Raw genomic sequence first — 24,122 nt, 5'->3', positions numbered from 1 at the left:
CGATCAGACCACCCCTCTCAAGGTATACCGACATGCTCAGGATCCACTTCGTTGACAACCGCCAGAGCCCGGTCTGGCTTGCCGATGAGCGCTTCACCCTTGGCTCGGACCGCAGCAACAAGCTGGTCCTCGCCGATGCCGGAATCTCACCCTTCCACGCGGAGCTGCTTCTCGAAAACCGCTTCTATTACCTGACCGACCTCGGCACGCCAGGTGGCACCTATGTCAATGACGAAAAGGTCGGCGAGCGTTATCAGATTCGCTCTGGCGACCGCGTGCGGCTGGGTGCAGTGGAGCTGGAAATCGCCGATCCAGCGAAGGTCGGTACCAAGGTCGCGGTTGCCCCGCGCTGGTTGTTGCAGGTTGTGAAAGGTGAAAACCAAGGCCACAAGTACCACATCACCGGCTCGATGACCTTTGGCCGCTCGGTCAAATGCGAGCTCTGCTTCGCCGATGCGGAGCTATCCCGACGGCACGCGGAGTTCTATCTGAAGGGCGATGTGCTGGAAGTGAAAGACCTGGCCTCAGCCAACGGGTTGATGGTCAATCGCGAGAAAGTCACCACTGCCGTCCTGCAGCCGGGTGATCAGGTACAGCTGGGCAATACCACGCTGCTGGTGATCGGGCCGAAGGTCAGCGCACCAGAAATCGTCGACGAGGACGCCACCGTATTCGTCCGCGCCGCTGACCTGCCTGCCGCTGTCGCTGCCCAGTCCAAGGCCGCCCGGCCCCGCCCTGCCACGCCGAACCCTCTGCACGTCGCCACGACCCCGGCAACCTCGACGCCGGCACTGGAGACTCCGCGCAAATCGGGCTGGCGCCTGGCCTTGCTACTCGGTGCGTTGGGGCTGGCCGTCACCGCTGGGTTAATTGCGCAGCGGTTGATCTAGCAGCTCGCTGCTCCTGAGTCGGTGGAAAATGCTTTGCCGTTTTCCACCAGACCAGCCGACGCCCCCACTTCAACGTGTGGATCAAGGGCGTCCGAACGCTACCCTCGCCCTCTACGCAGCGCCCGCAACCCTTCGAAGACCAGCACAGCGATCGCAGCCCAGATAGCGGCATAGGTCAGCCATTGGTCCGCTGTGATGCTCTCGCCGAGCAATAGCGCCACGACGACCAGCAGCACCGGTTCGACATAGCTGAGCAAGCCGAACAGTGCGAGATCCAAGTGCTTGCTGGCGACGATCATCAGCGCCAGAGCCAGCGCACTGAGCGCACCCAGGCCGATGATCAGAAGCAGCAGCGCCGGGCTCGCCGCGAGCTGTTGCAGGGTGTCTCGGTCGGAGAAGGCAAACAGCGCGGCGACCGGCAGACTGATGACCAGATCGACCCACAGGCCACCGAGGCTGGCGGTGCCTACCCACCGGCGCAGGACAAAATAGCAGGGATAGCCGAGGGCTACGGCCAGCACCGGCCATGACAGCGACGAAGCCAGCAGCAGCTGGTTGCCGACGCCCACAGCCGCCAGCAAACAGGCCAGGCGTTGCAATCGACTGATCGCCTCACCGAAGACCAGCCGTCCGGTAAGTACCAGGGTCAGCGGCAGCAGGAAGTAGCCAAGCGAGACGTCCAGCCCGTGGCCATTGATCGGCGCCCACATGAACAGCCAGAGCTGCAGCCCGACCAGCGCTGAGGACAGCGGCAAAGCGAGCCACAGTCGCGGCTCTACTGGTAGGCGCACCAGAATCTGCCGGACTTCGCCCCAACGCCCGATGGCGAGCAGCAGTAATGCCAGGCAGGGCGCGGTGAGCAGGATGCGCCAGCCGTAGATCTGCTGGCCGGTCAACGGCTTGAGCAGCGAGGTGTAGTAGTACAGCGTGGCGAAGAGTGTCGAGGCTGCGAGCGAGCCAGCCACGCCCGCCAGCCTGTTCCGAATATCCATGGGCTTCCTGCAAATTGACGATCCGTGCGCCAGGCGCCGCTATCAGGGCTCGACCTGGCTCCACTGCTTGTTCAGACGCTTGTCGGAGACGGCCATCTTCGTGCCCAACTGCTGCGCCCAGAGCGAGACGCGATATTCCTCGAGCATCCAGCGATACAGCGCCAGCTCGGCATCGCGCTTGCCTTCCTGCGAGTGCTTCTTCAGGCGCGCCTGGTACTGCTCCCAGTAGCCGGCCAGCTCTCCGGACCAGACGCGATCACGCTGCAGCTGCGCACCGATCTTCTCGAAGCGTTGCTCGATGGCCCTGAGGTAGCGCGGGTATTCCTTCAGCCACTCGGCAGGCGTTTCGCGGACGAAGCCCGGATAGACCAGATTACCCAGCTGCGCCTTGATGTCGTTGAGCGCCACGGCCTGAGCCAGGTCGATCTTGCCCTTGAAGCGCTTCTGCAGGCCGTGCCAGTGCTTGAGGATTTCCAGTGTCAGACGTGCCAGGCGCTCGGCATGCGCGGTCCAGTCGCCGCGCTTGCGCTCAGCTAGCGACGCCAGCGCGGCGCCATCACGCGGCAACTGGACTTCGCCATCGAGGATGCAGCTGCCCAGGCTCGCCAGGAGGATGTCCTCGACCAGCCCATCGACCTTGCCCATGTCGCGGTAGAGCAGACCTAGCTCAGTGAGCCCCGGCAGCTTGTTGCGCAGGTATTTGGCCGGCTCCGCCAGCTGCTGCAGCAACAGGCGCTGCAGCGCGCGGCGATGTTGCCACTCGGCCTCGGCCTGGGTCGGGAAGCGCCCTTCCTTGACAACCCCAGCCTCCTCCACCAGCGCCGGGTAGACCGTCATCGACAGCCCGGCCATTTTCGCCTGGGCCTTTTCCGCGACCTGGGCAAAGTCCTTGGCCTCGACCGGCTTCTGCTCGGCCTTCTGCTGCGGCGGCGCCAGTGCAGCCTGGCTGGCTTCGGCAAAGCGCGCAGTCAGTTCAGCCAGATCGCGCCCTTCGCCAAGGATCTTGCCGCGGGCGTCGACCACTTCGATATTCATCTTCAGATGGTTTTCCAGGCCGGCTGCCGCCTCGGTCCAAGCCTCCTCCGACACCCGCGCACCGGTCATGCGCAGCAGTTCGCGCCCCAACGCCTCGGGCAGCGAACGTTCACCGAAGCTGATCTTTGCGAGCGCCGCACCGACGAAATCAGGCACCGGCACGAAGTTCTTGCGCAGCGCCTTGGGCAGGTTGCGCACCAGCGCCACCGCCTTGACTTCCAGCAGCCCCGGCACCAGCCAGTCGAGCCGCTCGCTGCGCAACTGCGGCAGCAGCGGCGCCGGCACGCGCAAGGTCACGCCATCGCGCGGGTGATTGGGTTCGAAATGGTATTCCAGCGGCAACTGCAGCTCGCCGATGTTCAGGTAATCCGGGTACTGCGCGGCGGTGACTTCGCTGGCCTCGCGGGCGAGCACGTCTTCCTCGCGCATGACCAGCAGCTGCGGGTCTTTCGCGCTCTCGCGCTTATACCAGCTCTCGAAACTGGCGGTCTGGTAGATGTCCTGCGGCACGCGCGCGTCGTAGTAGTCGAACAGTGTTTCCTCGTCGGCGAGAATGTCGCGGCGACGGGCCTTGGCTTCCAGTTCATCGAGCCGTTCAAGCAGGTCACGATTGACGCTAAGCGCACGAGCGCGGCTGTGCATCTCCCCGCGCACCAGCCCTTCACGAATGAATAGCGCTCGCGCCGCAGGCGGGTCGATAGGGCCGTAATGCACCGGCCGGCGGCCAACGACGATCATTCCGTAGAGCGTCACCTGCTCGTAGGCCACCACCTGGCCGCGCTTCTTCTCCCAGTGCGGCTCGAAGTGGTTCTTCTTGATCAGATGCCCGGCGAGCGGCTCGATCCAGTCGGGCTCGATCTTGGCGACCATGCGCGCGAACAGCTTGGTGGTTTCCACCAGCTCGGCGGCCATCAGCCAGTTGGGTTTCTTGCGGCCGATCACGCTGGATGGATGCACCCAGAAGCGCCGCTGGCGCGCGCCGAGAAAATCGCCTTCTTCGGTCTTGTGGCCGACCTGGCTGAGCAGGCCGGCGAGGATTGCCTTGTGCACGGCAGCGTAGCCCTTGGCCTTCTGCGCCGCCTCGCTGGCTTCGGCCTGCTGGCGGAGGATGACGTTGACCTTGGTGTCGGTGGTCGGGGCAGGTTGGGTGCTGGCACCGGCCGGACGCGTGGAAGAGGCTTCGCCGTCTTCCACGCTACGGGAGCCGGATTGGGCATAGGGTGGATGGCCGGAGCCATCCACCGTCTTGGGCGTACCAAGCCTGAGTTCACGGGCAATCAGCGTCAGCTGGCGATGCGCGTCACGCCACTCGCGCAGACGCAGGTAGTTGAGGAAGTTCTTCCGGCACCAGGTACGCAGCGCACCGGAGCCCAGCGCCTGGCGTTGCTCCTCGAAGCCCCGCCACAGGTTGATCAACGCGGCGAAGTCCGAATCCGGGTCTTTCCATTGCGCATGAGCCTGGTCGGCCGCCTGCTGACGGTCGGCCGGGCGCTCACGCACATCCTGCACCGAGAGCGCACTGGCGACGATCAGCACTTCAGCGAGACCTCCCTGCTGAGCAGCTTCAAGCAGCATGCGCCCCAGCCGCGGGTCGATAGGCAGCCGCGCCAGCTGACGGCCCAGCGGGGTCAGTTGGTTCTCGCGGTTGACCGCCGAGAGCTCCAGCAACAGGTTGAAGCCATCGCTGATAGCCTTGCCATCCGGTGACTCGATAAAGGGGAAATCCTGAATGTCACCCAAGCGCAGATGCAGCATCTGCAGGATCACCGCGGCGAGGTTGGTGCGCAGGATTTCCGGATCGGTGAATTCCGGCCGGCCTAGAAAATCCTCCTCGCTGTAAAGCCGAATGCAGATACCCGGCTCGACCCGCCCGCAACGGCCCTTGCGCTGGTTGGCGCTGGCCTGGGACACCGCCTCGATCGGCAGGCGCTGGACCTTGGCGCGGTAACTGTAACGGCTGATGCGCGCAGTGCCGGAGTCGATCACGTAGCGGATGCCCGGTACGGTCAGCGAGGTTTCCGCAACGTTGGTGGCCAGCACGATCTTGCGCCCCGGTCGCGGCTGGAAGATTTTCTGCTGCTCGGCCGGCGTCAGCCGCGCATACAGCGGCAGCACCTCGGTGAACTTCAAGTTGGCCTTGCGCAGCACCTCGGCCGCGTCGCGAATTTCGCGTTCGCCGGGCAGGAACACCAGCACATCGCCGGGGCGCTTGCCGATGCTGTGTTCGTGGGCCGTAATTTCGTCCAGCGCCGCGAGGATGCCCTGGTCGACGGTAAGGTCGTCCTCGACGCGATTGCCGTCCTCGTCGATCTCGGCCGCCAGTGGCCGGTACCAGGTATCCACCGGGTAAGTACGCCCGGACACCTCGACGATGGGCGCACCGTCGAAATGCTCCGAAAAGCGCTGCAGGTCGATGGTCGCCGAAGTGATGATGACGTTCAGATCCGGCCGGCGCGGCAGCAGGGTCTTGAGAAAGCCCAGCAGGAAGTCGATGTTCAGCGAACGCTCGTGGGCCTCGTCGACGATGATGGTGTCGTAACGCTCGAGGAAGCGGTCGTGCTGCGTCTCGGCCAGCAGGATGCCGTCGGTCATCAGCTTGATCAGCGAGCTGTCCTTGCTCTGATCCTCGAAGCGCACCTGATAACCCACCAGTTCACCCAGCGGCGTGCCGATTTCCTCGGCCACGCGGGTGGCAACGCTTCGTGCGGCCAGACGGCGCGGTTGGGTATGGCCGATCAGGCCATGCACGCCACGGCCGATTTCCAGGCAGATCTTCGGCAGCTGAGTGGTCTTGCCCGAGCCGGTTTCACCGGCGATCACCAGCACCTGGTGTTTTTCCAGCGCGGCCTTGATCTCGTCGCGCTTGGCTGCGATCGGCAGGCTATCGTCGTAGCGAATGCTCGGCACACTCTGCCGGCGAGCTTCGACCTTGGCTACGGAGGCCTGAAAACGTTCCAGCCATTGGGCCAGCTTGCCTTCGTCCGGCTTCTTTCTCAGCTCATGCAGCTGTCGGCGCAGACGATGGCGATCAGCGAACAGGGCCTGGTCGAGATTCTTCAGCAGGGTATCGATAGCGGGCGTTGCGTCGGTCATGGACAGCCGTGGGGCAATTCGAGAAGAGCGCGATTGTCGCAGATTTGCCCGGCGGGCCGAAGGGAAAGGGATACTTGGAGGGGACCGCGCCGGCTAGCCGGCGCGGTATTCAGGCGATCAACGGATCCAGTGACCCCAGCGCGACTTCTCCTGCACTTGCTGGATTCGCATGGTGCCGATGCTCTGCTCGGCCGCTGCGGCGATCTCGTCATCGATCATCTTGGTCGACAGCGAGAGCCAGCTGGTGGCGAAGGCCAGCGCATCGCCATGCAACTCCAGGGCTTCGGTTGAGATGTTGCCCAGGTTGTCGCACGGCGTGTGATAGCACTGGTCGAACGATTCCCCGGCGACGCCGCCATAACGCTGCGCCTGCTCCTCGGTCTTGATGTCCTCGGCACCGGTGAACAGTCCGCCGAAGGCGATACCGTCCTCGAAGAACTGTGCGTAGTCGGAGCGGAAGTCGATCTCGGTGCCTTCCGAAGGCGCATTGCGCAGCTGGAAGTAGGTGCGCAGCAGACGTTCGATGGCGCCCGAGCCGGGTGGTCCCTGCAGGCCGAAGTCGGAGCCGTCGCCGTCATAGATGAAGTTGCCGTAGTTCGGTGAACCGATCATGTCGACGTTCAGGTAGGCCTTGATGCGCCGCTTTTGCTCATCCGGCAACTGCGTGACGTAGTAGGTCGAGCCGACCAGGCCGGACTCCTCCGCCCCCCACCAGGCGAAACGCACCTTGTTCTCCGGCCGGGCCTTGCTCATCAGCAGCGCCATTTCCAGCAATGCCGCGCTGCCGGAACCGTTGTCGTTGATGCCGGCGCCTTCGAACACCGAATCCAGATGCGCGCCGACCATGATCACGTTGCTCGGGTCACCGCGGCGCGTTTCGGCCAGCAGGTTGTAGGTTTCGGTCTGCTCGCGCACCACATCGACGTTCATGCTCAGCTGCAAGCCAGCGGTCTGCGCCCACGCAACGCCGTTGTCGTAGGTCGAGAACATCACCGGAATGCCGCCGCTGTAGTCCTCGCCCAGAGTCGCAACCAGTAGCCCCTTGCGGTCCTCGGTGTCGCCCTGATTGAAGATGATTGCCCCCGCCGCACCGGCCGCCGCGGCATTGGTCGCCTTCTGCCCGAACGGACAGGTGCCGCGCTGCATCAACGCGATGGCCCCGGCCGGGAAGCCGGCGAAATCCTCGGGCTCGCAGCCACTGGTGGAGGTATTGCCGGCGCCGAGTGCAAGGTCTACGGGCACCACAGGTGCGGTGACGTTGCCAGGATCGGTCTGGTCGGCATAGGAGAAGTCTTCCTCCCATACGTACTGCGCCGGCTGCGGCGCCACGGCGCTCAGCGTTCCGGGGCTGACCGGATAGAAGGCGAGGAAGGGAAAGGCCTGTATCTCGACCCGATAGCCGGCGCGCTGGAGGCGACTGCGAACGTAATCGATAGACGCCTGATAGCCGGGCTGACCAGACGCGCGATTGCCGTCATTGAGCGCGGCGATATCTTGCAGCGCCTCAAGATGCTTCATGACGTTGCTCGCCTGCATGCAGCGCGGCAAACCGACCGGCGTGCCGACCAATAGCGGAGAACGACACAGCGCCGCATTGGGCTTGTCTGGCGTCCAGAAGTCGTTGAATTGTGCGGTATCGACCTGCGGTGCAGCCAAGGCGGCACTGCTGACGATCAATGCGAGAGAAGCAACTACCCGAACAGCATTGTTTTTCTTGTGCATGGGTAACTCATCCTTGCAACGGATTGATGGGCAGGCCGCCTGTGGCTTGCGCCATCGTCCCCTACGGCATTAAGCGGACGCGGCCATAGGGAGCTAGACCGAACGGTCGCCGTCTCGGTTCTGAGACAACCGCCAACCGGTAGCACCATTGATCGGGATAAGGGAACCTATATTTAGCGGTCTTGGATACGACAGAAACCGAGCCATGAGCCGGAGTGCCGGCCAGGCCTGCCCGACAGGGCGGCAGGCATTGCACCTGCCGCCTGAAACAGCCCGGATCAGATACGGAACTGACCCACCAGCTTCTGCAAGCGCTCGGCCAGGCCATTGAGTTCGCGCGAGGTTTGCGCGCCCTGCGCCGCGTCACTGGCGACGCCGTCTACCGCATCGGCAATGTGGTGCACGCTGCGATTGATCTCCTCGGCCACGGCGGTCTGCTCTTCGGCCGCAGCAGCGATCTGCGCATTCATCGAGTTGATCGTGCCGATCAACGCTGAGATCGCATCCAGCGACTCACCGGCCTGATTGGCGTGGTTGCGAGTGCTCTCGCCCTTTTCGCCGGCACGCAGCATGGTGGAGACGGTGTTCGAGGTCGCGCTCTGCAGCCGGTCGATCATGCCCTGGATCTCGCCAGTGCTCTGCTGGGTGCGGCTGGCCAGCGCACGCACCTCGTCCGCGACCACGGCGAAACCACGTCCGGCCTCACCGGCTCGTGCCGCCTCGATGGCTGCGTTGAGTGCCAGCAGGTTGGTCTGCTCGGCGATTGCGCGGATCACATCGAGCACGCCGACAATCCCCTTCACGTCCTGTTGCAACCCATCCAGCGACTCACCACTGCCACGCAGCTCACCCACCAATTCGTGGATCTGACGGATGCTCTGGTCGACTACCTGCTTGGCGGCAACACCCTGCTGATCCGTTTCACGCGCCGCCTCGGCGGCACGCTGCGCGCTCATGGCGACCTCATGGGCGGCAGCGGACATCTCGTTGATGGCCGTGGCGACCTGATCGGTCTCGCTGCGCTGGTCGGCCATGGCCTGCTCCGAACGCTGTGCCTGGCTGGCTACCGCACCGACCAGGCCACTCAGCTGCGTAGTGGTTCCAGCGACCTGCTGCACCAGCGAGTGAATCTTCTCGACGAAGCGGTTGAAAGACATGGCCAGCTCGCCCAGTTCATCCCGGCTGGTAACAGGTAGGCGATGGGTGAGGTCGCCGTCGCCTTGGGCCATGTCGTCCAGGTTGCGCTTGATCAGCAGCAGTGGACGGAGCAAAGCGTTGCTCATAAAAATGGCCAGCAGCGCCATGAGCGCCAGCAGCACGAGAGCCGAGACAAGCATGATGACTACCAAACCATCGATGCGCTGCTGGAACTCCGCACGGGCAGCCTGTACGTCACGCTCGACCCCGTCGAGGTTGAGGGATGTGCCGAAGACCATCTTCCACTTCGGCAGGAACTCCGCGTAGCCGACCTTGGGCACCAGCACGCTGCTGTCGCCGAGCACGAAACTGTAGTCGACGTAATGGCTGCCGTCCTGCCCGGCACGGACCAGCTCGCGAATGGCATAGACGCCATTGGGGTCGCGGTAGTCGTAGAAGCTCTGACCGATCTTGTCCTTGGTGTTGCCCTGCAGGATGCGTACGGTCTGGGTGTCATAACCCCAAAAATAGCCATCCTTGCCATAAGCCAGGCGCTCGAGAATGGCCACGGCTTGATCGCGTGCCTGCAGGTCGCCCTCAGCGGAACGGTCATAGATCGGCCCGATGGCCTTGTTCGCAAGCTCGACGTAGTGCTTGAGCTCGGCACGGCGATCCTGAATGAGGCTGTTTCGAGTGTGTTCTTCCTGCTGTTCGGCAAGTGCTCGCAGTTCATAGACCGCGATGCCGCTGAGCAGGATCGTAAGCAGAAGAATAGGACCTAGCGTGAGTAGCAGCAGCTTCATTCGCAAACGAAGATTGGAGAGCATTCTGATCCATCCTTGTAGGCACATATTGAGCAAGAAAACTGCGACCGAAAACAGGCGTGACTTAAGCGCCAAACAACGCAGCACCTCCCTCGTTGTCGTCCCCAGGGATTATTTCTTTACTCCGAAAACAGCGAAACCCTGCCAAGCAGGGTTTCGCTATTGCCCATTCCAGAGCGGCTGGCAGATTTTCAGTCAGATGCGGAACTGCCCCACCAGGCCCTGCAGCTGATCGGCCAGGCCATTGAGTTCACGTGCAGTCTGAGCACCCTGCGCCGCGTCACTGGCGACGCCGTCCACCGCATCGGCGATGTGGTGCACGCTGCGGTTGATTTCCTCGGCCACGGCGGTCTGCTCTTCGGCTGCGGCGGCGATCTGCGCGTTCATCGAATTGATGGTGCCGATCAGGGCGGAAATCGCATCCAGCGACTCGCCGGCCTGGTTGGCATGATCGCGGGTGCTCTCGCCCGTCTCGCCAGCGCGCAGCATGGTGCTGACCGTGTGCGACGTTGCGCCCTGCAGGCGATCGATCATGTTCTGGATCTCGCCGGTACTCTGCTGGGTGCGACTGGCCAGCGCCCGGACTTCATCGGCGACCACGGCGAAACCGCGTCCGGCCTCGCCGGCACGGGCTGCCTCGATGGCGGCGTTGAGCGCCAGCAGGTTGGTCTGCTCGGCAATGGCGCGGATCACGTCGAGTACGCCGACGATGCCTTTCACGTCCTGCTGCAGACCTTCCAGCGACTCGCCACTGCCGCGCAACTCGCCCACCAGCTCGTGGATCTGGCGAATGCTCTGGTCCACCACCTGCTTGGCGGCGACGCCCTGCTGATCGGTCTCGCGCGCCGCCTCGGCCGCACGCTGGGCGCTCATCGCCACTTCGTGGGCGGCGGCGGACATCTCGTTGATCGCGGTGGCGACCTGGTCGGTTTCGTGTCGCTGGCTGGCCATGGCCTGCTCGGAACGCTGCGCCTGGCTGGCCACCGCGCCCACCATGCCGGTCAGCTCGGTGGTGGTACCGGCGACCTGGCGTACCAGCAGATGAATCTTCTCGACGAAGCGGTTGAAGGCGCCGGCCAGTTCACCGAGTTCGTCCTTGCTGGTAACCGGCAGGCGATGTGTGAGGTCGCCCTCGCCCTGTGCCATGTCGTCCAGACGGACTTTGATCAGCAGCAGCGGCCGCAGTACGGCGTTGCTCATGAACACCGCGAGAATCGCCATCAGTACCAGCAGCGCCGCGGCCGAGCCGAGCATGATGGTCACCAGAACATCGATGCGCTGCTGGAACTCGGCGTGCGCCTCTTCGACGTCGCGCTCGACGTCGTCGAGGTTGAGCGAGGTGCCGAATGCCAGCTTCCACTTCGGCAGGTACTCGGCATAACCGACCTTGGGCACCAGGGTACTGCTGGCGGCCAGCCCGAAGCTGTAATCGACGTAATGGCTGCCGTTCTGCGTCGCCGCCACCAGCTCACGGATGGCATAGACGCCATTCGGGTCGCGGAAGTCGTAGAAGCTCTGGCCGATCTTGTCGCGGGTGTTGCCGTCCAGAACGCGCACGGACTTGTCGTCATAGCCCCAGAAATAGCCGTCCTTGCCGTACGACAGGCGCTCGAGGATCGCCACTGCCTGGTCGCGCGCCTGCATGTCGCCGTCGGCCGAGGCGTCGTAGATCGGCGCCAGCGCATTGCGCGCGAGCTGCACGTAGTTCTGCAGTTCGGCACGGCGGTCGCTGATCAGGCTCTGTCGGGTGTGCTCCTCCTGCTCCTCGGCAAGGTTACGCAGCTTATACACGGCGATGCCGCTGAGCATGATCGTCAGGAGCAGGATCGGCCCGAGGGCCAGCAGCAGGAGTTTCGCGCGAAGTCGAAGATTCGAAAGCATGGCATCTATCTCTGAAGTACTAGCGACCACCGACCAAAGGTGATGGCACTTAGGTATTGCAAGAGCTTGTCGGCTAATCCTCGGGTTACTTTACCCCTACGATGAAAAAAACATTTCAGCGTGAAGGGTCTCTCAGAAAACGCATGTCAGTGCCCGTCAGATGTGCCTAGCACGGGGCTTCTAGCGTCGCGGCGAGCATCGACCAAAAAAAAGCCCCGCGCAGCGTGCAGCTGGCGGGGCTTTTGGAGTGCGGCTCGATCAGCTCGCTTCGGCGAGCTTCTTCAATTCTTGGTCACGCAATTCCCGACGCAGGATCTTGCCCACGTTGGTGGTCGGCAGACTGTCGCGGAATTCGACGTAGCGCGGGCGCTTGTAGCCGGTCAGGTTATCGTGCATGTGCTGCATGACCTGTTCCTTGGTCAGGCTCTCCCCCGGCTTGACCACCACGAACAGCTTGATCGCCTCACCGGACTTCTCGTCCGGCACGCCAATGGCGGCGCACTGCAGCACCCCTGGCAGACCGGCAAGCACGTCTTCCAGCTCGTTGGGATAGACGTTGAAACCGGAGACCAGAATCATGTCCTTCTTGCGGTCGACGATGCGGATGTAACCGTCTTCCTGAACGACACCGATATCGCCCGACTTGAACCAACCTTCGGCGTCGATCACTTCGGCAGTGGCCTCGGGGCGCTGCCAGTAACCCTTCATCACCTGCGGGCCCTTGATGCACAGCTCGCCGATCTCGCCTTGCGCCAGATCCTGGCCATCGTCATTGATGACCTTGAACTGCGTCGAAGGAACCGGAATGCCGATGGTGCCGATCTGGATGTGCTCGATCGGATTGACCGAGGCCACCGGGCTGGTTTCGGTCAGGCCGTAGCCTTCGCAGATGGGGCAACCCGTCACCTGCTTCCAGCGCTCGGCCGTCGCCAGCTGCAGCGCCATGCCGCCCGACAGGGTGACCTTGAGCGCGGAGAAATCCAGCTTGCGGAAGTCTTCGCTGTTGCACAGCGCCACGAACAGCGTGTTGAGGCCGACGAAGCCGCTGAAGCGATACTTCGACAGGTCCTTGATCATCGCCGGCAGGTCGCGCGGATTGGAGATCAGGATGTTGTGGTTGCCGCTGAGCATCATCGCCATGCAGTGAAAGGTGAAGGCGTAGATGTGGTAGAGCGGCAGAGGGGCGATCAGCACCTCGCTGCCGTCATTGAGGTTCGACCCCATCAGCGCCTTGCACTGCAGCATGTTGGCGACGATGTTGCGGTGCGTCAGCATGGCGCCCTTGGCCACGCCGGTGGTGCCGCCGGTGTACTGCAGCACGGCCACGTCTTCGCTCTTGGGCGACGCTTCGCGCACCGCCTTGCCGCGGCCCAGCGCCAGGGCATCGTTGAGCTTCACCGCTTTCGGCAGGCTGTAGGCCGGCACCATCTTCTTCACGTGCTTAACCACCGCGTTGATCAGCATGCGCTTGAGCGGTGGCAGCATGTCGGCGACTTCGGTGATGACGACGTGCTTGATGCCGGTCTTGGGCAGCACTTCCTCGGCCAGGTGCGCCATGTTGGCCAGGCAGACCAGCGCCTTGGCGCCGGCGTCGTTGAACTGGTGTTCCATCTCCCGCGCGGTGTACAGCGGGTTGGTGTTGACCACGATGAGCCCGGCGCGCATGGCGCCGAACACCACGATGGGGTACTGGATCAGGTTGGGCAGTTGCACGGCAATACGGTCGCCGGGCTGAAGATCGGTGTTCTGCTGCAGGTAGGCGGCGAAATCGCCGGACAGCTTGTACAGCTCACCGTAGGTCAGGGTCTTGCCGAGATTGCTGAACGCCGGCTTGTCCGCGAAGCGCTCGCACGACTGTTTGAGCACAGCCTGGATGTTCTGGTACTCGTCGGGATTGATCTCGCTGGCGACCCCAACAGGATACTTATCCTTCCAGAAGTTATCGGTCATGAACCCCACTCCTAAGCAACCGCTTTATCACTGCGCGATGGCAGCTGTTTTGTTGTGATTTGTTAACTTTTGTACCGCTGATCGGGCAAAAAGCGTTCCCGAGGTTAGCAGCTTTGCCGGGGAGCGAATAGAGTCCGCGAAGGAGGCTTTCGACATAAAGTGACCGGAACAAATATCCCGGTCACTTCCTTCCTTGTCTGCGACAGGCGCCCTGCTCGCGCCATCAGGCGCTTTCGCGCAGCTCCCGGCGCAGGATCTTGCCGACCGGTGTCATGGGCAATGCATCGCGGAACACGTAATGGCGCGGCATCTTGTATCCGGTGAAATTCTCCCGGCAGTAGGCGTGCAGTTCTTCCTGGGTCAGCGTCGGGTCGCTCGGCACGACGAACAACTTGACCGCCTCGCCGGATTTCTCGTCCGCCACGCCGATGGCGGCGCAGGCTGCCACCTTGGGATGAGCCATCACCACGTCCTCGATCTCGTTGGGATAGACATTGAAGCCCGAGACGATGATCAGGTCCTTCTTGCGGTCGACGATGCTGACGAAACCGTCCTGGTCGATCACGGCGATGTCACCGGTTCGCAGCCAGCCCTCTTCGTCTAGCACTTCCGCCGTCGCCTCGGGGCGCTGCCAGTAGCCCTTCATCACCTGCGGTCCCTTCACGCACAACTCGCCGCGCTCGCCCAGCGGCAGGGCATTGCCCTCGTCGTCGATGACTTTCAGCGTGGTGCCGGGCACCGGCAGGCCGACAGTACCCAGCCGCGAATGCTCGCCGTGAGGATTGGCGCAGACCACCGGCGACGTCTCGGTCAGGCCGTAGCCCTCGACGACGGTGCAGCCGGTCATGCTTTTCCAGCGCTCGGCCACCGCCGAAACCAGCGCGGTGCCGCCCGAATTGGTGCCCTTGAGGCGGGAGAAGTCGACCTTCTTGAACTGCGGATGGGCCATCAGCGCGACGAACAAGGTGTTGAGGCCGAGGAAGGCGGAGAACTGCCAGCGCTGCAGCTCCTTGACGAAGCCATTGATATCTCGCGGGTTGGTGATCAGCACGTTGTGGTTGCCGGTGACCATCATGCACATGCAATTAACCGTGAAGGCATAGATGTGATACAGCGGCAGTGGGGCGATCATCACCTCCTGGCCTTCGCGGATCACCGGGTGACCCTGGGCGTCGAGCTGCTGCATGTTCGCCCGCACCTGCTGCATGTTGGCCACCAGGTTGCCGTGGGTCAGCATGGCGCCCTTGGCCACACCCGTGGTGCCGCCGGTGTACTGCAGCACAGCGATGTCATCCAGGCTGAGCGGCGTCGGCTTCAGGCTGTGGCGCGCGCCGTCGCGCAGCAGGTTCTTGAAGGCCACGGCCTGCGGCAGGCTGTAGTCGGGCACCATCTTCTTCAGATGCTTGACCGCCGCATTGACCAGCGCCCCGCGCAACGTCGGCAGCATGTCGCCGATCTGCACCTCGATCAGGTGCTCGATCGCGGTGTCGGCCAGCACCTCCTGCACGTGGTTGCCGAACGTATTGAGGTACACCAGCGCCCGCGCGCCGGAATCCTGAAACTGGTGGCGCATCTCCCGCGCGGTATACAACGGGTTGGTGTTGACCACGATGAGCCCCGCACGCAGCGCGCCGAACACCGCGACCGGGTACTGCAGCAGGTTGGGCATCTGGATGGCGATGCGATCACCGGGCTGCAGATCGGTGTGGTGCTGCAGCCAGGCGGCGAACGCGGCGGAGTAACGTTCCAGATCGGAATAGCTGAGGGTCACGCCCATGTTGCTGAACGCCGGGCGGTCGGCGTGCGCCTTGCAGGCGCGCTCGAACACCTCCACGACCGAGCGATAGGCAGCGAGATCGATGTCGTTGGGCACGCCGGCAGGGCGTTTGTCATTCCAGAATTCAGGCTGCATTGTTATTGGCCTCTTTACCTGAGAGTGTCTGGCCCACGCACAGCGGGCTCTGGCGAACTTAGCAGGTCGGCGTCGCGGCGCAACAGCCCGAGCCGCATTAATCACCGCCGTGAATCTTTCATCACGGCATCACGCGGTCCGGCGCCGGGACAAGCGCAGCCCATGCCTCTAGAATGCAGCCCCAGCGCGCGGCACCGGCCAGTTCGGATCGCGCGAGCCGCTTCGATCCATCGGGCGCAGCATCCGGTGCGCCGACCAGCCTGAGGACAATCCATGAGCACGATCAGCAACACGCCTTACGCCGACCTGGAGGTCGGTCAGCAGGCGAGCTACGAAAAACACGTCGAGGAAAAGGACATCCAGCTGTTCGCCGCGATGTCCGGTGATCGCAACCCGGTGCACCTGGATGCCGAGTTCGCTGCCGGTACCCTGTTCAAGGAGCGCATCGCCCATGGCATGTTCAGCGGCGCGCTGATCAGCGCCGCGGTCGCCTGCACCATGCCTGGCCCAGGCACCATCTACCTGGGCCAGACCATGAAGTTCACCCGTCCGGTGAAGATCAACGACACGCTGACCGTGCGCCTGGAAATTCTCGAGAAGCTGCCAAAGAACCGCGTGCGCATCGCCACCCGGGTGTTCAACCAGAACGACGAACTGGTGGTCGACGGCGAAGCCGAAGTGCTCGCCCCGCGCAAGCAGGAAACCGTCGAACTGAAGGAGCTGCCGCCGATTTCCATCGGCTGAGCATTTCCAGGTTCGCCACCGGTTGGCGACGGTAGATGGAGGGCGCCCGAGCGGCGCCCTCTTCATTTCTACCACGCCTGTCGGCAGGGAACCGGCCCCGGACGGGGGACAGGCACAAGGCTATTACGGCCGTTGGCTACGCCCCGTGCACTTCCCGCAGGAAGGATGCCGATCCGATCACGCGCATCGACCATCCAGCGAGCAGTACAAAAAGAACAACAACGGGACCCTCACCCATGCTCATTCGCTCGATCGCTCACTGGCGCCTGGCGGCGCTGCTCCTCGGCGGCTTGCCGCTGGCCGTGCCATCCGCTTCGGCTGTTCCGCTCGACCCTGGCCCGGACGAGGCCCTGCTCTACTACCAACGCGCCGACGGCGACTACAACGGCTGGGGCCCGCACCTGTGGAACACCGCCGACTGTAATGGCAGTGCGACCGAAACCAGCTGGACGCAACCGCTCGCGGCGGCGGAGACCGACCCGCAGAACGGCGCGCTCTACCGCATCCCACTCAGCGCCGACGCCAGCTGCCTGAACCTGATCATGCACAAGGGCGACGAGAAGGATCTGGGCGGTGGCGACCTGACCTGGCGCTTCGACGAACTGGGCCGTCGTGTCTTCTCGGTCAGCGGCAACCCACAGCTTTCCAGCACGCCGCTGAGCGGCAGCGCGGTGGCGATCAAGGGCGCGCGGGCGCATTGGCTCGATCCGTTCACGCTTGCGCTGGTGGGCGGCGCTCCGGGCGCCAGCCGCGTCGAGCTGCGCTATGCCCACGATGCCAGCATTCGCATCGACAGTGAGGCGCTTACCGTTAGTGGCGGGCAGAGCCTGGCGATGCAGCCGTCGAGCCTGCGCACTGGCCTCAGGCGCCAGCACCCGCATCTGGCCGATGCCCCGGCGTACCGGATCAAAGCCGGCGCACATGACCTGCGCCGCGCCGTGATGAGCCAACTGGTGGTAATCGCCTATGACGCGGACGGCCGGATCATCGATGCCACCGAAGTGCAGACCGCCGGCATCCTCGACATGCTGTTCGCCTACAACGGCGAGCTGGGCGCGACGCTCGATGCCAGAGGTGTGTCTTTCAAGCTCTGGGCACCGACCGCGCAGCAGGTTCGTCTGCACGTGTTCGATGCATCCAAACGGCTGCTACCCGGCTATCCGAAGCCCATGCGGGAGCGGCTCGGCGTCTGGAGCCTGGAAGGCCCGCGCTCGCTGGATCGCCAGTACTACCAGTACGAAGTCACCGCCTATCGGCCAAGCACCGGCAGAATCGAGACGACGTTGGTCAGCGATCCCTATGCCCTGAGCCTGTCGCGCAACAGCCAGTACGCCCAGGTCGTCGACCTGAACGCCGACGATCTCAAGCCCGCCGGCTGGGATGCGGTGCGTCCGCCACACCCGGAGCGCCCCGAAGCGAGCGTGATCTACGAAACACATCTGCGCGACTTCAGCGCCAGCGACACCAGTCTGCCGGCCTCGCTACGCGGTACCTACGCAGCGTTTACCCACCAGAACAGCGACGGCATGCGGCACCTGCGTGACCTGCAGAAGGCCGGGCTCACCCACGTGCAGTTGCTGCCGGTGTTCGACATTGCCACCATCGATGAAGACCCCGCACAGCGGATCAATCTGGACGACCCCTTCGCCAAGCTCTGCGACCTGTCGGACGGGGCCCGGGAGCGCTGGGCGCAGTACTGTGGCGCAGCGAGCGTTCGTCAGGTGCTAGAGGGCTTCGACCCCGCCAGCGGCCAGGCGCAATCGCTGTACGACGACCTGCGCGGCCTGGATGATTTCAACTGGGGCTACGACCCCTTCCACTTCACCGCGCCCGAGGGCAGCTACGCCAGCGACGCCGAAGGCGTGCAACGCATCATCGAGTTCCGCCAGATGGTGCAGGCGCTCGCCGACAATGGCCTCGTTACCGTGATGGACGTGGTCTACAACCACACCAACGCTTCCGGCCTGGCCGAAAAATCCGTTCTGGACAAGGTCGTACCTGGCTACTACCACCGCCGCAACCCGACTACCGGCGCGGTGGAAACCTCGACCTGCTGCGAGAACACTGCCAGCGAACATCGCATGATGGCCAAGCTGATGATCGACTCGCTGAAGGTCTGGGCCCGCGATTACAAGATCGCCGGCTTTCGCTTCGATCTGATGGGCCACCACATGCGCGAGCAGATCGTCGATGCGTATCGCGCCGTTCGCCGCATCGATCGCGACACTTATTTCTACGGAGAAGGCTGGGAATTCGGCGAGGTTGCCGGCAACGCCCGCGGTATCAACGCCAATCAACTGAACATGGCCGGCACCGGTATCGGTACCTTCAATGATCGGCAACGTGATGCAGTACGCGGCGGCAGCCCCTTCGACAGCGGCGAGAGCATTCGCCGCAACCAGGGCTTCGCCAACGGGCTCTATCTGCGGCCCAATGAACTAAGCGGCGCCGGGGCTCAGGAAAAAGCGCAACTGCTCCACGCCGCCGACCTGATCCGCGTCGGCATCGCCGGCGGGCTACGCGATTTCCAGTTCGTCACCGCCGACGGCAGCACGCGCAAGGGCAGCGAGATCGACTACAACGGCCAGCCCGCCGGCTATACGCTGGACCCACAGGAAACCGTCAATTATGTCTCCAAGCACGACAACCAGACGCTGTGGGACAACAACCAGTACAAGCTCGCCAGCAGCCTGTCGGTTGCCGACCGGGTTCGCATGCACATGCTGGCGCTGTCGGTGCCGCTGTTCAGCCAGGGTGTGCCGTTCATTCATCTCGGCTCTGACATGCTGCGATCAAAGTCCATGCAGCGCGACAGCTACGACTCGGGAGACTGGTTCAACGCGGTGGATTTCAGCTATCAGGACAACAACTGGAACAAGGGCCTGCCACGCGCAGACAAGGACGGCGACAACTGGCCGCTGATTCGCAAGATCATCGTCGACCCACAGGCCAAACCGGGGGCCGCTGAAATCGTCGCGGCGAAGCGGCGCTTTCTGGAGCTGCTGAAAATTCGTAGTGACAGTGCACTGTTCCAGCTCGACAGCGCCCGTGAAGTGCAGCGTCGCTTGCAGTTTCACAACACTGGCCCCGAACAGCAGCCCGGCGTGATCGCCTTCAGCCTGGCCGACGGCCCGCGCGACGGCCGCGATCTGGACCGGCGCTATAGCTCGTTGATGGTAGTGATCAATGCGTCGGACCAGCGGGTTCGCCTGCCAGGCGGGGATGGCTACCAGCTGCATCCAGTGCTGAAAGGCTCAGTCGATCCGATCAGTCGCCAGGCCACGGTCATCAGTGGGGAGTTCGAGGTACCGGCATTCACGACGGTCGTGTTCGTACAGCCTCAGGCACGTCGGTAAATCGCGCGCAAAAAAAAGGCGACCATAGGTCGCCTAAATGCCTTGCGTGCTCTTTGAATCTGTCGGATCAGCTCTTCTTGTGAGCATCCCGCCAGATGAAATATCCGAAACCTGCGAGGAAGGCGACCATCAGGCCGACCGTGACCACCCCTGCGAGCACCACATTATCGACAAACATGAGACCTACCTCCGACACTTGATTCGCTGTTCGATGGGTTCAAGTTAAACCGGCAACCTTCGAAAAAAATTGACCCTGATCAATGGGCGCAAAATGCTGGCGACAGGCGCACGCAACGACTGATCCAGGTCAAGAAAATAGGGGTATGCAGGGCGATTTCAGGCAGACCAGAAGGACACTTTTGAACGCACGGCACCGAATGCCGCCGTTTAATAGCGAATAGATATGAAAAAGGCAGCTGCAGCGGGGGCGTTATCGGAGGATTAGCGCTTCTTGGTCGATCGTTTGCCTTTCTTCTTCGTTTTGCCAAGCGGCAGGACCTGCTCGAAGGTCTTGCGCATGTCCTCGAGCCGCTTGTCGTTGAGGTCATGAATGCGCCGGGCGCGCTCGGCGCTGAAATCGATCAGTTTCTCGTCGGTGCTCATCAAGTCGGTCTCGGCTGGATCAGGCGGAAGGTCAAGTTGAGGCGCGGCTGCAGCACCTTGCTGGTACGCGCGATCTGATGTTGCCAATGATGCTGCGTTGCACCACTCATGACCAGCAGCGAGCCGTGGCCAAGGACGAGCGAATGCTGGATTCGTCCACCGCCCTTGCGCCGCAGGTCAAAGCGCCGCTCTGCGCCCAGACTCAGCGAAGCGACCGTCGGACAATCACCCAGCTCGGCTTCATCATCGCTGTGCCAACCCATGGCGTCGCGTCCATCGCGATACAGGTTGAGCAGCACTCCATTGAAACGCTGGCCGGTCTCCACCTGCAATCGCTCGCGAATTCGCTGCAGCGACGGTGTCCACGCCAGCGGCTCATGCCGCAGGCCGGAATAGCGATACCCGACGCCAGGATCACCGTACCAGGCAACCAGCCGCGGCACCGCGAGCAAGCGACCGTAGATTCGAATTTCGGGCTGCGTCCAGGGCGTGGCGTCGATCAGCTCTCGCAACAAGGCGTCAGCGGTTTCGCTATCGATCCAATGTGCGCGGTAGCCCAGCACAGCATCAGGCAGTTCGATCAACGACTCACGGCCTGCGTCAGCGTGGTGCATGTCAGACCTCGACATCCACCCAGAGGCCCTGGCGTGGCAGCTCGTCGAGCTCGGCCTGGTCCTGCTCCTCGGTCTCGCCTGTAGCCAGCTCTTCTGGGGTATACCCACGACGCTGCCGGCGGCGCTGCTCGTCACGCAGCATTTGCTCACTCTCCTGAGGGTGCCGCCGATCCAGGGCTACCGCGCTTTCATCGGAGCTCGGCTGCACGGGCGTTACCGGGGCGATTTCCGGGCGCGGTTTGACGGCGTCCTGCTGGGCGTTGACCGGAAATACGCCTGATGGAATGGGTGGCAGCATGCTCGTTACCCCTCTTTACCGATGAATCGGCGCGGTACCGGCCAACTTTAACAGGACCGCTACACTTCATGCGTCGAACAGTCGCCATCGGTCGTCGCTCTGATGGCAACGTTCCGTTAAGATAGCCGGCTTTTTCACAGCGGGAGGCAGCATGGCGCAGCAGTATCTACCGGGGCAACGCTGGATCAGCGACAGCGAGGCAGAACTCGGCCTCGGAACCATTCTGACCCAGGATGGACGGATGCTCACCGTGCTCTACCCTGCTACCGGCGAAACCCGCCAGTACGCCACACGCAGTGCGCCGCTAACGCGAGTGCGCTTCGTGCCGGGTGACGAGATCACCCACTTCGAAGGCTGGAAGATGACGGTGCGCGAAGCCGACGACGTCGACGGCCTGCTGGTCTACCACGGTTTAACCGCGCAGAACGAAGCCCGCACGCTGCCGGAAACCGAGCTATCGAACTTCATTCAGTTCCGCCTGGCCAGCGACCGCCTGTTCGCCGGGCAGATCGACCCGCTGGGCTGGTTCAGCCTGCGCTATCACACCCTGCACCACCAGAGCGCTCAGCTGCAGTCTTCGCTGTGGGGGCTGGGTGGCGTGCGTGCGCAGCCCATCGCGCACCAGCTACACATTGCCAAGGAAGTCGCCGACCGCATCGCTCCGCGTGTACTGCTTGCCGACGAAGTGGGCCTCGGCAAGACCATTGAAGCCGGCCTGGTCATCCATCGTCAGCTGCTCTCGGGCCGCGCCAACCGGGTACTGATCCTGGTACCGGAAAACCTCCAGCACCAATGGCTGGTAGAAATGCGCCGCCGCTTTAACCTGGAAGTCGCCCTGTTCGACTCCGAGCGTTTCATCGAGAGCGATGCCAGCAACCCGTTCGAAGACACACAGCTGGCACTGGTATCGCTGGAGTGGCTCAAGGAAGACGAGCGCGCTCAAGACGCAGCCTTCGCTGCCGGCTGGGATCTGTTGGTGGTGGACGAGGCGCATCACCTTGTCTGGCATCCGGAAAACGCCAGCCCCGAATACAAGCTGGTCGAGCAACTGGCCGAAGTTATCCCCGGCGTACTGTTGCTGACCGCGACCCCAGAGCAGCTGGGCCAGGAAAGCCACTTCGCACGCCTGCGTCTGCTGGATCCGAACCGTTTTCATGATCTGGAGGCTTTCCGGGCAGAAAGCACCAGCTACCAGCCGGTGGCCCAGGCGGTGCAGGAGCTGCTTGACGAAGGGCGTCTCTCGCAGCAGGCCCACCAGACCATTCACGACTTCCTCGGCGCCGAAGGCGAAGCTCTGCTCGCGGCTGCTACCGATGGCGACATCGAGGCCAGCAGCCGCCTGATCCGCGAGCTGCTCGACCGGCACGGCACCGGCCGCCTGCTGTTCCGCAACACCCGCGCCGCCGTACAGGGCTTTCCCGAGCGCCAGCTGCATCCCTATCCACTGCCCTGCCCGGCCGAATACCTCGAACTGCCGCTGGGCGAGCATGCCGAGCTGTATCCGGAAGTGGCCTTCCAGAGCCAGCAGGACGACGGCGAAGCGAGCAATCGCTGGTGGCAGTTCGACCCACGTGTCGAGTGGCTGATCGACACGCTGAAGATGCTGAAGAAGTTCAAGGTGCTGGTCATCTGCGCCCATGCCGAGACCGCTCTGGACCTGGAAGATGCGCTGCGCGTGCGCTCGGGCATTCCAGCCACAGTGTTTCATGAAGGCATGAGCATCCTCGAGCGCGACCGCGCGGCAGCCTATTTTGCCGACGAGGAGTTTGGCGCACAGGTGCTGATCTGTTCGGAGATCGGCAGTGAAGGCCGCAACTTCCAGTTCAGCCACCATCTGGTGCTGTTCGACCTGCCGGCACACCCGGATCTGCTGGAGCAGCGCATCGGCCGCCTCGACCGTATCGGTCAGCAGCACATCATCCAGCTGCACGTGCCCTATCTGGAAACCAGCCCTCAGGAACGCCTGTTCCAGTGGTATCACCAGGCGCTGAATGCCTTCGTCAATACCTGCCCGACCGGTAACGCACTGCAGCATCGGTTCGGTCCACGTTTACTGTCGCAGCTGGAAGAAGGCGACGACGAGGCCTATCAACTGCTGATCGACGAAGCCCGCGCTGAGCGTGAGCGCCTGGAAGCCGAGTTGCACAGCGGCCGTGACCGCCTGCTGGAACTCAATTCCGGTGGCGGCGAGCAAGGTAAAGCCCTGGTCGAAGCCATCGAGGAACAGGATGACCAGTTCGCCCTCCCTATCTACATGGAGCAGCTGTTCGACGCATTTGGCATCGACAGCGAGGATCACTCGGAAAACGCTCTGGTGCTGCGCCCGAGCGAAAAGATGCTGGATGCCAGCTTCCCGCTGGGCGATGACGAAGCGGTAACCATCACCTACGACCGCGAGCAGGCGCTGGTTCGTGAAGACATGCAATTCCTCACCTGGGAACATCCCATGGTGCAAGGGGGTATGGACCTCGTGTTGTCCGGCTCCATGGGCAACACCGCCGTGGCGCTGATCAAGAACAAGGCCCTCAAGCCGGGCACCGTCCTGCTGGAGTTACTGTTTGTCAGTGAAGTGGTTGCGCCTCGCGCACTGCAGCTGAGTCGCTTCCTGCCGCCGTTGGCGCTGCGTTGCCTGCTCGACGGCAATGGCAACGATCTGGCATCGAAGGTGGCGTTCGACACCCTGAACGATCAGCTGGAAAGCGTACCGCGGGCCAGTGCCAACAAGTTCGTCCAAGCTCAGCGCGACGTACTGGCGACGCAGATTGCTGCCGCCGAAGCCAAGATCGCGCCGCGCCACACCGAGCGCGTCGCCGAGGCGCAGCGCAAGCTCAGAGCAGGTCTGGATGAAGAGCTCGCCCGGCTGGTGGCCTTGCAAGCGGTCAACCCGAGCGTGCGCGACAGCGAGATCGAAGCCTTGCGCCAGCAGCGTGAAGACGGCCTGGCAGCGCTGGACAAGGCTGCACTGCGGTTGGAGGCAATCCGGGTGTTGGTCGCCGGTTGAGTCGGTACCACCGCGCCCTGGTGTCCTGAAGGCGGGTTGAAACCCACCTTCAGGGACTGTGAGCAAGTCG

General features: G+C 63.2%; 15 protein-coding genes. 4 read left to right on the top strand and 11 right to left on the bottom strand.

What is annotated here, in order from left to right:
• The first annotated feature begins 32 nt into the window (after positions 1 to 32).
• On the top strand, positions 33 to 890 hold the full coding sequence (locus tag CXK91_RS12830; protein WP_103456528.1) for an FHA domain-containing protein: 858 nt from the start codon (positions 33 to 35) through the stop codon (positions 888 to 890).
• Positions 891 to 988: 98 nt separating this feature from the next.
• On the opposite strand, the gene rarD is transcribed toward CXK91_RS12830, so the two are convergent.
• The 7 genes from rarD to fadD2 form a co-directional block, all read right to left on the bottom strand.
• Positions 989 to 1,882, bottom strand: a complete 894-nt coding sequence (gene rarD / locus CXK91_RS12825) for an EamA family transporter RarD (RefSeq protein ID WP_103456527.1) — start codon at positions 1,880 to 1,882, stop codon at positions 989 to 991.
• Between the two features lie 42 nt (positions 1,883 to 1,924).
• Positions 1,925 to 6,010: an ATP-dependent RNA helicase HrpA gene (hrpA, locus tag CXK91_RS12820; protein WP_103456526.1), complete on the bottom strand. Its 4,086-nt coding sequence runs from the start codon at positions 6,008 to 6,010 to the stop codon at positions 1,925 to 1,927.
• Between the two features lie 117 nt (positions 6,011 to 6,127).
• On the bottom strand, positions 6,128 to 7,732 hold the full coding sequence (locus tag CXK91_RS12815) for a M28 family metallopeptidase (RefSeq protein ID WP_103456525.1): 1,605 nt from the start codon (positions 7,730 to 7,732) through the stop codon (positions 6,128 to 6,130).
• 278 nt (positions 7,733 to 8,010) lie between these two features.
• Positions 8,011 to 9,696 carry a methyl-accepting chemotaxis protein gene (locus CXK91_RS12810; RefSeq protein ID WP_103456524.1) on the bottom strand — a complete coding sequence of 562 codons (1,686 nt, stop codon included), beginning with the start codon at positions 9,694 to 9,696 and terminating at the stop codon, positions 8,011 to 8,013.
• 192 nt (positions 9,697 to 9,888) lie between these two features.
• Entirely contained in the window at positions 9,889 to 11,574 is a 1,686-nt protein-coding gene (locus tag CXK91_RS12805; protein ID WP_103456523.1) for a methyl-accepting chemotaxis protein, read from the bottom strand.
• A gap of 258 nt (positions 11,575 to 11,832) precedes the next feature.
• Complete coding sequence (gene fadD1, locus CXK91_RS12800) at positions 11,833 to 13,524, bottom strand: long-chain-fatty-acid--CoA ligase FadD1 (protein WP_103456522.1); 1,692 nt, start codon at positions 13,522 to 13,524, stop codon at positions 11,833 to 11,835.
• 223 nt (positions 13,525 to 13,747) lie between these two features.
• Positions 13,748 to 15,436 carry a long-chain-fatty-acid--CoA ligase FadD2 gene (gene fadD2 / locus CXK91_RS12795; protein ID WP_014597355.1) on the bottom strand — a complete coding sequence of 563 codons (1,689 nt, stop codon included), beginning with the start codon at positions 15,434 to 15,436 and terminating at the stop codon, positions 13,748 to 13,750.
• Positions 15,437 to 15,709: 273 nt separating this feature from the next.
• Here fadD2 and CXK91_RS12790 point away from each other — a divergent pair, with 273 nt between their 5' ends.
• Together CXK91_RS12790 and pulA are read left to right on the top strand one after the other, a co-directional pair.
• The gene (locus CXK91_RS12790; RefSeq protein WP_011914063.1) at positions 15,710 to 16,180 is read left to right on the top strand and encodes a MaoC family dehydratase; all 471 of its coding nucleotides are present in this window, start codon (positions 15,710 to 15,712) and stop codon (positions 16,178 to 16,180) included.
• A gap of 236 nt (positions 16,181 to 16,416) precedes the next feature.
• On the top strand, positions 16,417 to 19,536 hold the full coding sequence (gene pulA, locus CXK91_RS12785; protein WP_103456521.1) for a pullulanase-type alpha-1,6-glucosidase: 3,120 nt from the start codon (positions 16,417 to 16,419) through the stop codon (positions 19,534 to 19,536).
• A gap of 67 nt (positions 19,537 to 19,603) precedes the next feature.
• Here pulA and ccoM read toward each other — a convergent pair whose 3' ends face one another.
• The 4 genes from ccoM to CXK91_RS12775 form a co-directional block, all read right to left on the bottom strand.
• The gene (ccoM, locus tag CXK91_RS23005; protein ID WP_003281374.1) at positions 19,604 to 19,714 is read right to left on the bottom strand and encodes a cytochrome c oxidase subunit CcoM; all 111 of its coding nucleotides are present in this window, start codon (positions 19,712 to 19,714) and stop codon (positions 19,604 to 19,606) included.
• A gap of 263 nt (positions 19,715 to 19,977) precedes the next feature.
• Complete coding sequence (locus CXK91_RS22730) at positions 19,978 to 20,139, bottom strand: hypothetical protein (RefSeq protein WP_003281372.1); 162 nt, start codon at positions 20,137 to 20,139, stop codon at positions 19,978 to 19,980.
• Complete coding sequence (locus tag CXK91_RS12780; RefSeq protein WP_103456520.1) at positions 20,139 to 20,753, bottom strand: alpha-ketoglutarate-dependent dioxygenase AlkB family protein; 615 nt, start codon at positions 20,751 to 20,753, stop codon at positions 20,139 to 20,141. The genes CXK91_RS22730 and CXK91_RS12780 overlap by 1 nt, the downstream gene beginning before the upstream one ends.
• A gap of 1 nt (position 20,754) precedes the next feature.
• Positions 20,755 to 21,051 carry a hypothetical protein gene (locus tag CXK91_RS12775; protein ID WP_003281368.1) on the bottom strand — a complete coding sequence of 99 codons (297 nt, stop codon included), beginning with the start codon at positions 21,049 to 21,051 and terminating at the stop codon, positions 20,755 to 20,757.
• A gap of 151 nt (positions 21,052 to 21,202) precedes the next feature.
• On the opposite strand from CXK91_RS12775, the gene rapA reads away from it, so the two are divergent.
• Positions 21,203 to 24,052 (top strand): RNA polymerase-associated protein RapA, encoded by a 2,850-nt coding sequence (gene rapA / locus CXK91_RS12770; RefSeq protein ID WP_103456519.1) that lies wholly within the window; start codon positions 21,203 to 21,205, stop codon positions 24,050 to 24,052.
• The last annotated feature ends 70 nt before the right edge of the window (positions 24,053 to 24,122 follow it).

The sequence above is a fragment of the Stutzerimonas stutzeri genome, assembly GCF_002909485.1.
Taxonomy (GTDB): Bacteria; Pseudomonadota; Gammaproteobacteria; order Pseudomonadales; family Pseudomonadaceae; genus Stutzerimonas; species Stutzerimonas stutzeri_AH.
Note: the sequence above shows the minus strand (reverse complement) of the source record. Positions and strands in the feature narration are given on the sequence as shown.

What these genes read in the sequence shown, in the direction of transcription:
- CXK91_RS12830 (WP_103456528.1), top strand. Translation starts at nt 33, where the DNA reads ATGCTCAGGATCCACTTCGTTGACAACCGCCAGAGCCCGGTCTGGCTT.
- rarD (WP_103456527.1), bottom strand. Translation starts at nt 1,882, where the DNA reads ATGGATATTCGGAACAGGCTGGCGGGCGTGGCTGGCTCGCTCGCAGCC.
- hrpA (WP_103456526.1), bottom strand. Translation starts at nt 6,010, where the DNA reads ATGACCGACGCAACGCCCGCTATCGATACCCTGCTGAAGAATCTCGAC.
- CXK91_RS12815 (WP_103456525.1), bottom strand. Translation starts at nt 7,732, where the DNA reads ATGCACAAGAAAAACAATGCTGTTCGGGTAGTTGCTTCTCTCGCATTG.
- CXK91_RS12810 (WP_103456524.1), bottom strand. Translation starts at nt 9,696, where the DNA reads ATGCTCTCCAATCTTCGTTTGCGAATGAAGCTGCTGCTACTCACGCTA.
- CXK91_RS12805 (WP_103456523.1), bottom strand. Translation starts at nt 11,574, where the DNA reads ATGCTTTCGAATCTTCGACTTCGCGCGAAACTCCTGCTGCTGGCCCTC.
- fadD1 (WP_103456522.1), bottom strand. Translation starts at nt 13,524, where the DNA reads ATGACCGATAACTTCTGGAAGGATAAGTATCCTGTTGGGGTCGCCAGC.
- fadD2 (WP_014597355.1), bottom strand. Translation starts at nt 15,436, where the DNA reads ATGCAGCCTGAATTCTGGAATGACAAACGCCCTGCCGGCGTGCCCAAC.
- CXK91_RS12790 (WP_011914063.1), top strand. Translation starts at nt 15,710, where the DNA reads ATGAGCACGATCAGCAACACGCCTTACGCCGACCTGGAGGTCGGTCAG.
- pulA (WP_103456521.1), top strand. Translation starts at nt 16,417, where the DNA reads ATGCTCATTCGCTCGATCGCTCACTGGCGCCTGGCGGCGCTGCTCCTC.
- ccoM (WP_003281374.1), bottom strand. Translation starts at nt 19,714, where the DNA reads ATGTTTGTCGATAATGTGGTGCTCGCAGGGGTGGTCACGGTCGGCCTG.
- CXK91_RS22730 (WP_003281372.1), bottom strand. Translation starts at nt 20,139, where the DNA reads ATGAGCACCGACGAGAAACTGATCGATTTCAGCGCCGAGCGCGCCCGG.
- CXK91_RS12780 (WP_103456520.1), bottom strand. Translation starts at nt 20,753, where the DNA reads ATGCACCACGCTGACGCAGGCCGTGAGTCGTTGATCGAACTGCCTGAT.
- CXK91_RS12775 (WP_003281368.1), bottom strand. Translation starts at nt 21,051, where the DNA reads ATGCTGCCACCCATTCCATCAGGCGTATTTCCGGTCAACGCCCAGCAG.
- rapA (WP_103456519.1), top strand. Translation starts at nt 21,203, where the DNA reads ATGGCGCAGCAGTATCTACCGGGGCAACGCTGGATCAGCGACAGCGAG.